This window comes from Octadecabacter ascidiaceicola, assembly GCF_900185015.1.
GTDB lineage: Bacteria > Pseudomonadota > Alphaproteobacteria > Rhodobacterales > Rhodobacteraceae > Octadecabacter > Octadecabacter ascidiaceicola.
In genome coordinates, this window is sequence record NZ_FXYD01000010.1 from 1 (window position 1) to 5513 (window position 5513).

Below are 5513 nucleotides of genomic sequence, written 5' to 3' on the forward strand. Positions count from 1 at the left end.
ATTATTTGTCTCCAGCCACTTAAGTGAGGTGATTTATGTTTGGTGCTATTGCTGGCGGTATTGCTTCTGCTCTTGCTGGTGGCGCCATGTCTAAATTGTTTGGAGGCGGTCAAAAAGCCGCCTCCGGTGGCATTCAAGGTGATGTGCTTGCTACCGATAACAATACTGTAGGCATGGGTGATGCTGGTATTAAATCTGCCATTCAAGGCTCTAATGTTCCTAACCCTGATGAGGCCGTCCCTAGTTTTGTTTCTGGTGCTATGGCTAAAGCTGGTAAAGGACTTCTTGAAGGTACGTTGCAGGCTGGCACTTCTGCCGTTTCTGATAAGTTGCTTGATTTGGTTGGACTTGGTGGCAAGTCTGCCGCTGATAAAGGAAAGGATACTCGTGATTATCTTGCTGCTGCATTTCCTGAGCTTAATGCTTGGGAGCGTGCTGGTGCTGATGCTTCCTCTGCTGGTATGGTTGACGCCGGATTTGAGAATCAAAAAGAGCTTACTAAAATGCAACTGGACAATCAGAAAGAGATTGCCGAGATGCAAAATGAGACTCAAAAAGAGATTGCTGGCATTCAGTCGGCGACTTCACGCCAGAATACGAAAGACCAGGTATATGCACAAAATGAGATGCTTGCTTATCAACAGAAGGAGTCTACTGCTCGCGTTGCGTCTATTATGGAAAACACCAATCTTTCCAAGCAACAGCAGGTTTCCGAGATTATGCGCCAAATGCTTACTCAAGCTCAAACGGCTGGTCAGTATTTTACCAATGACCAAATCAAAGAAATGACTCGCAAGGTTAGTGCTGAGGTTGACTTAGTTCATCAGCAAACGCAGAATCAGCGGTATGGCTCTTCTCATATTGGCGCTACTGCAAAGGATATTTCTAATGTCGTCACTGATGCTGCTTCTGGTGTGGTTGATATTTTTCATGGTATTGATAAAGCTGTTGCCGATACTTGGAACAATTTCTGGAAAGACGGTAAAGCTGATGGTATTGGCTCTAATTTGTCTAGGAAATAACCGTCAGGATTGACACCCTCCCAATTGTATGTTTTCATGCCTCCAAATCTTGGAGGCTTTTTTATGGTTCGTTCTTATTACCCTTCTGAATGTCACGCTGATTATTTTGACTTTGAGCGTATCGAGGCTCTTAAACCTGCTATTGAGGCTTGTGGCATTTCTACTCTTTCTCAATCCCCAATGCTTGGCTTCCATAAGCAGATGGATAACCGCATCAAGCTCTTGGAAGAGATTCTGTCTTTTCGTATGCAGGGCGTTGAGTTCGATAATGGTGATATGTATGTTGACGGCCATAAGGCTGCTTCTGACGTTCGTGATGAGTTTGTATCTGTTACTGAGAAGTTAATGGATGAATTGGCACAATGCTACAATGTGCTCCCCCAACTTGATATTAATAACACTATAGACCACCGCCCCGAAGGGGACGAAAAATGGTTTTTAGAGAACGAGAAGACGGTTACGCAGTTTTGCCGCAAGCTGGCTGCTGAACGCCCTCTTAAGGATATTCGCGATGAGTATAATTACCCCAAAAAGAAAGGTATTAAGGATGAGTGTTCAAGATTGCTGGAGGCCTCCACTATGAAATCGCGTAGAGGCTTTGCTATTCAGCGTTTGATGAATGCAATGCGACAGGCTCATGCTGATGGTTGGTTTATCGTTTTTGACACTCTCACGTTGGCTGACGACCGATTAGAGGCGTTTTATGATAATCCCAATGCTTTGCGTGACTATTTTCGTGATATTGGTCGTATGGTTCTTGCTGCCGAGGGTCGCAAGGCTAATGATTCACACGCCGACTGCTATCAGTATTTTTGTGTGCCTGAGTATGGTACAGCTAATGGCCGTCTTCATTTCCATGCGGTGCACTTTATGCGGACACTTCCTACAGGTAGCGTTGACCCTAATTTTGGTCGTCGGGTACGCAATCGCCGCCAGTTAAATAGCTTGCAAAATACGTGGCCTTATGGTTACAGTATGCCCATCGCAGTTCGCTACACGCAGGACGCTTTTTCACGTTCTGGTTGGTTGTGGCCTGTTGATGCTAAAGGTGAGCCGCTTAAAGCTACCAGTTATATGGCTGTTGGTTTCTATGTGGCTAAATACGTTAACAAAAAGTCAGATATGGACCTTGCTGCTAAAGGTCTAGGAGCTAAAGAATGGAACAACTCACTAAAAACCAAGCTGTCGCTACTTCCCAAGAAGCTGTTCAGAATCAGAATGAGCCGCAACTTCGGGATGAAAATGCTCACAATGACAAATCTGTCCACGGAGTGCTTAATCCAACTTACCAAGCTGGGTTACGACGCGACGCCGTTCAACCAGATATTGAAGCAGAACGCAAAAAGAGAGATGAGATTGAGGCTGGGAAAAGTTACTGTAGCCGACGTTTTGGCGGCGCAACCTGTGACGACAAATCTGCTCAAATTTATGCGCGCTTCGATAAAAATGATTGGCGTATCCAACCTGCAGAGTTTTATCGCTTCCATGACGCAGAAGTTAACACTTTCGGATATTTCTGATGAGTCGAAAAATTATCTTGATAAAGCAGGAATTACTACTGCTTGTTTACGAATTAAATCGAAGTGGACTGCTGGCGGAAAATGAGAAAATTCGACCTATCCTTGCGCAGCTCGAGAAGCTCTTACTTTGCGACCTTTCGCCATCAACTAACGATTCTGTCAAAAACTGACGCGTTGGATGAGGAGAAGTGGCTTAATATGCTTGGCACGTTCGTCAAGGACTGGTTTAGATATGAGTCACATTTTGTTCATGGTAGAGATTCTCTTGTTGACATTTTAAAAGAGCGTGGATTACTATCTGAGTCCGATGCTGTTCAACCACTAATAGGTAAGAAATCATGAGTCAAGTTACTGAACAATCCGTACGTTTCCAGACCGCTTTGGCCTCTATTAAGCTCATTCAGGCTTCTGCCGTTTTGGATTTAACCGAAGATGATTTCGATTTTCTGACGAGTAACAAAGTTTGGATTGCTACTGACCGCTCTCGTGCTCGTCGCTGCGTTGAGGCTTGCGTTTATGGTACGCTGGACTTTGTAGGATACCCTCGCTTTCCTGCTCCTGTTGAGTTTATTGCTGCCGTCATTGCTTATTATGTTCATCCCGTCAACATTCAAACGGCCTGTCTCATCATGGAAGGCGCTGAATTTACGGAAAACATTATTAATGGCGTCGAGCGTCCGGTTAAAGCCGCTGAATTGTTCGCGTTTACCTTGCGTGTACGCGCAGGAAACACTGACGTTCTTACTGACGCAGAAGAAAACGTGCGTCAAAAATTACGTGCAGAAGGAGTGATGTAATGTCTAAAGGTAAAAAACGTTCTGGCGCTCGCCCTGGTCGTCCGCAGCCGTTGCGAGGTACTAAAGGCAAGCGTAAAGGCGCTCGTCTTTGGTATGTAGGTGGTCAACAATTTTAATTGCAGGGGCTTCGGCCCCTTACTTGAGGATAAATTATGTCTAATATTCAAACTGGCGCCGAGCGTATGCCGCATGACCTTTCCCATCTTGGCTTCCTTGCTGGTCAGATTGGTCGTCTTATTACCATTTCAACTACTCCGGTTATCGCTGGCGACTCCTTCGAGATGGACGCCGTTGGCGCTCTCCGTCTTTCTCCATTGCGTCGTGGCCTTGCTATTGACTCTACTGTAGACATTTTTACTTTTTATGTCCCTCATCGTCACGTTTATGGTGAACAGTGGATTAAGTTCATGAAGGATGGTGTTAATGCCACTCCTCTCCCGACTGTTAACACTACTGGTTATATTGACCATGCCGCTTTTCTTGGCACGATTAACCCTGATACCAATAAAATCCCTAAGCATTTGTTTCAGGGTTATTTGAATATCTATAACAACTATTTTAAAGCGCCGTGGATGCCTGACCGTACCGAGGCTAACCCTAATGAGCTTAATCAAGATGATGCTCGTTATGGTTTCCGTTGCTGCCATCTCAAAAACATTTGGACTGCTCCGCTTCCTCCTGAGACTGAGCTTTCTCGCCAAATGACGACTTCTACCACATCTATTGACATTATGGGTCTGCAAGCTGCTTATGCTAATTTGCATACTGACCAAGAACGTGATTACTTCATGCAGCGTTACCATGATGTTATTTCTTCATTTGGAGGTAAAACCTCTTATGACGCTGACAACCGTCCTTTACTTGTCATGCGCTCTAATCTCTGGGCATCTGGCTATGATGTTGATGGAACTGACCAAACGTCGTTAGGCCAGTTTTCTGGTCGTGTTCAACAGACCTATAAACATTCTGTGCCGCGTTTCTTTGTTCCTGAGCATGGCACTATGTTTACTCTTGCGCTTGTTCGTTTTCCGCCTACTGCGACTAAAGAGATTCAGTACCTTAACGCTAAAGGTGCTTTGACTTATACCGATATTGCTGGCGACCCTGTTTTGTATGGCAACTTGCCGCCGCGTGAAATTTCTATGAAGGATGTTTTCCGTTCTGGTGATTCGTCTAAGAAGTTTAAGATTGCTGAGGGTCAGTGGTATCGTTATGCGCCTTCGTATGTTTCTCCTGCTTATCACCTTCTTGAAGGCTTCCCATTCATTCAGGAACCGCCTTCTGGTGATTTGCAAGAACGCGTACTTATTCGCCACCATGATTATGACCAGTGTTTCCAGTCCGTTCAGTTGTTGCAGTGGAATAGTCAGGTTAAATTTAATGTGACCGTTTATCGCAATCTGCCGACCACTCGCGATTCAATCATGACTTCGTGATAAAAGATTGAGTGTGAGGTTATAACGCCGAAGCGGTAAAAATTTTAATTTTTGCCGCTGAGGGGTTGACCAAGCGAAGCGCGGTAGGTTTTCTGCTTAGGAGTTTAATCATGTTTCAGACTTTTATTTCTCGCCATAATTCAAACTTTTTTTCTGATAAGCTGGTTCTCACTTCTGTTACTCCAGCTTCTTCGGCACCTGTTTTACAGACACCTAAAGCTACATCGTCAACGTTATATTTTGATAGTTTGACGGTTAATGCTGGTAATGGTGGTTTTCTTCATTGCATTCAGATGGATACATCTGTCAACGCCGCTAATCAGGTTGTTTCTGTTGGTGCTGATATTGCTTTTGATGCCGACCCTAAATTTTTTGCCTGTTTGGTTCGCTTTGAGTCTTCTTCGGTTCCGACTACCCTCCCGACTGCCTATGATGTTTATCCTTTGGATGGTCGCCATGATGGTGGTTATTATACCGTCAAGGACTGTGTGACTATTGACGTCCTTCCCCGTACGCCGGGCAATAATGTTTATGTTGGTTTCATGGTTTGGTCTAACTTTACCGCTACTAAATGCCGCGGATTGGTTTCGCTGAATCAGGTTATTAAAGAGATTATTTGTCTCCAGCCACTTAAGTGAGGTGATTTATGTTTGGTGCTATTGCTGGCGGTATTGCTTCTGCTCTTGCTGGTGGCGCCATGTCTAAATTGTTTGGAGGCGGTCAAAAAGCCGCCTCCGG

At 44.8% G+C, this 5513-nt stretch carries 8 protein-coding genes; all 8 read left to right on the plus strand.

What is annotated here, in order from left to right:
* Positions 1-35: 35 nt before the first annotated feature.
* The 8 genes from OCA8868_RS17100 to OCA8868_RS17135 all read left to right on the plus strand — a co-directional run bounded on the left by OCA8868_RS17100 (position 36) and on the right by OCA8868_RS17135 (position 5413).
* A complete protein-coding gene (locus OCA8868_RS17100; protein ID WP_000466547.1) occupies positions 36-1022 on the plus strand; it encodes a Minor spike protein in 987 nt (328 codons plus the stop codon).
* A gap of 63 nt (positions 1023-1085) precedes the next feature.
* On the plus strand, positions 1086-2627 hold the full coding sequence (locus OCA8868_RS17105; RefSeq protein ID WP_000252566.1) for a replication endonuclease: 1542 nt from the start codon (positions 1086-1088) through the stop codon (positions 2625-2627).
* Positions 2560-2712, plus strand: a complete 153-nt coding sequence (locus tag OCA8868_RS17110) for a hypothetical protein (protein WP_435988044.1) — start codon at positions 2560-2562, stop codon at positions 2710-2712. Before OCA8868_RS17105 ends, OCA8868_RS17110 begins: the two co-directional genes overlap by 68 nt.
* Positions 2645-2884 carry a phage DNA packaging protein C gene (locus tag OCA8868_RS17115; RefSeq protein ID WP_016670801.1) on the plus strand — a complete coding sequence of 80 codons (240 nt, stop codon included), beginning with the start codon at positions 2645-2647 and terminating at the stop codon, positions 2882-2884. The genes OCA8868_RS17110 and OCA8868_RS17115 overlap by 68 nt, the downstream gene beginning before the upstream one ends.
* On the plus strand, positions 2881-3339 hold the full coding sequence (locus tag OCA8868_RS17120) for a scaffolding protein D (RefSeq protein ID WP_000084700.1): 459 nt from the start codon (positions 2881-2883) through the stop codon (positions 3337-3339). Before OCA8868_RS17115 ends, OCA8868_RS17120 begins: the two co-directional genes overlap by 4 nt.
* A complete protein-coding gene (locus OCA8868_RS17125) occupies positions 3339-3455 on the plus strand; it encodes a phage DNA packaging protein J (RefSeq protein ID WP_000033471.1) in 117 nt (38 codons plus the stop codon). The genes OCA8868_RS17120 and OCA8868_RS17125 overlap by 1 nt, the downstream gene beginning before the upstream one ends.
* A gap of 36 nt (positions 3456-3491) precedes the next feature.
* Entirely contained in the window at positions 3492-4775 is a 1284-nt protein-coding gene (locus OCA8868_RS17130; RefSeq protein ID WP_000065572.1) for a major capsid protein, read from the plus strand.
* A gap of 110 nt (positions 4776-4885) precedes the next feature.
* Positions 4886-5413 carry a hypothetical protein gene (locus OCA8868_RS17135; protein WP_000487867.1) on the plus strand — a complete coding sequence of 176 codons (528 nt, stop codon included), beginning with the start codon at positions 4886-4888 and terminating at the stop codon, positions 5411-5413.
* The last annotated feature ends 100 nt before the right edge of the window (positions 5414-5513 follow it).

Bases quoted from the DNA above. Each gene is read 5' to 3' on its own strand.
- OCA8868_RS17100 (WP_000466547.1), top strand. From the start codon at position 36: ATGTTTGGTGCTATTGCTGGCGGTATTGCTTCTGCTCTTGCTGGTGGC.
- OCA8868_RS17105 (WP_000252566.1), top strand. From the start codon at position 1,086: ATGGTTCGTTCTTATTACCCTTCTGAATGTCACGCTGATTATTTTGAC.
- OCA8868_RS17120 (WP_000084700.1), top strand. From the start codon at position 2,881: ATGAGTCAAGTTACTGAACAATCCGTACGTTTCCAGACCGCTTTGGCC.
- OCA8868_RS17125 (WP_000033471.1), top strand. From the start codon at position 3,339: ATGTCTAAAGGTAAAAAACGTTCTGGCGCTCGCCCTGGTCGTCCGCAG.
- OCA8868_RS17130 (WP_000065572.1), top strand. From the start codon at position 3,492: ATGTCTAATATTCAAACTGGCGCCGAGCGTATGCCGCATGACCTTTCC.
- OCA8868_RS17135 (WP_000487867.1), top strand. From the start codon at position 4,886: ATGTTTCAGACTTTTATTTCTCGCCATAATTCAAACTTTTTTTCTGAT.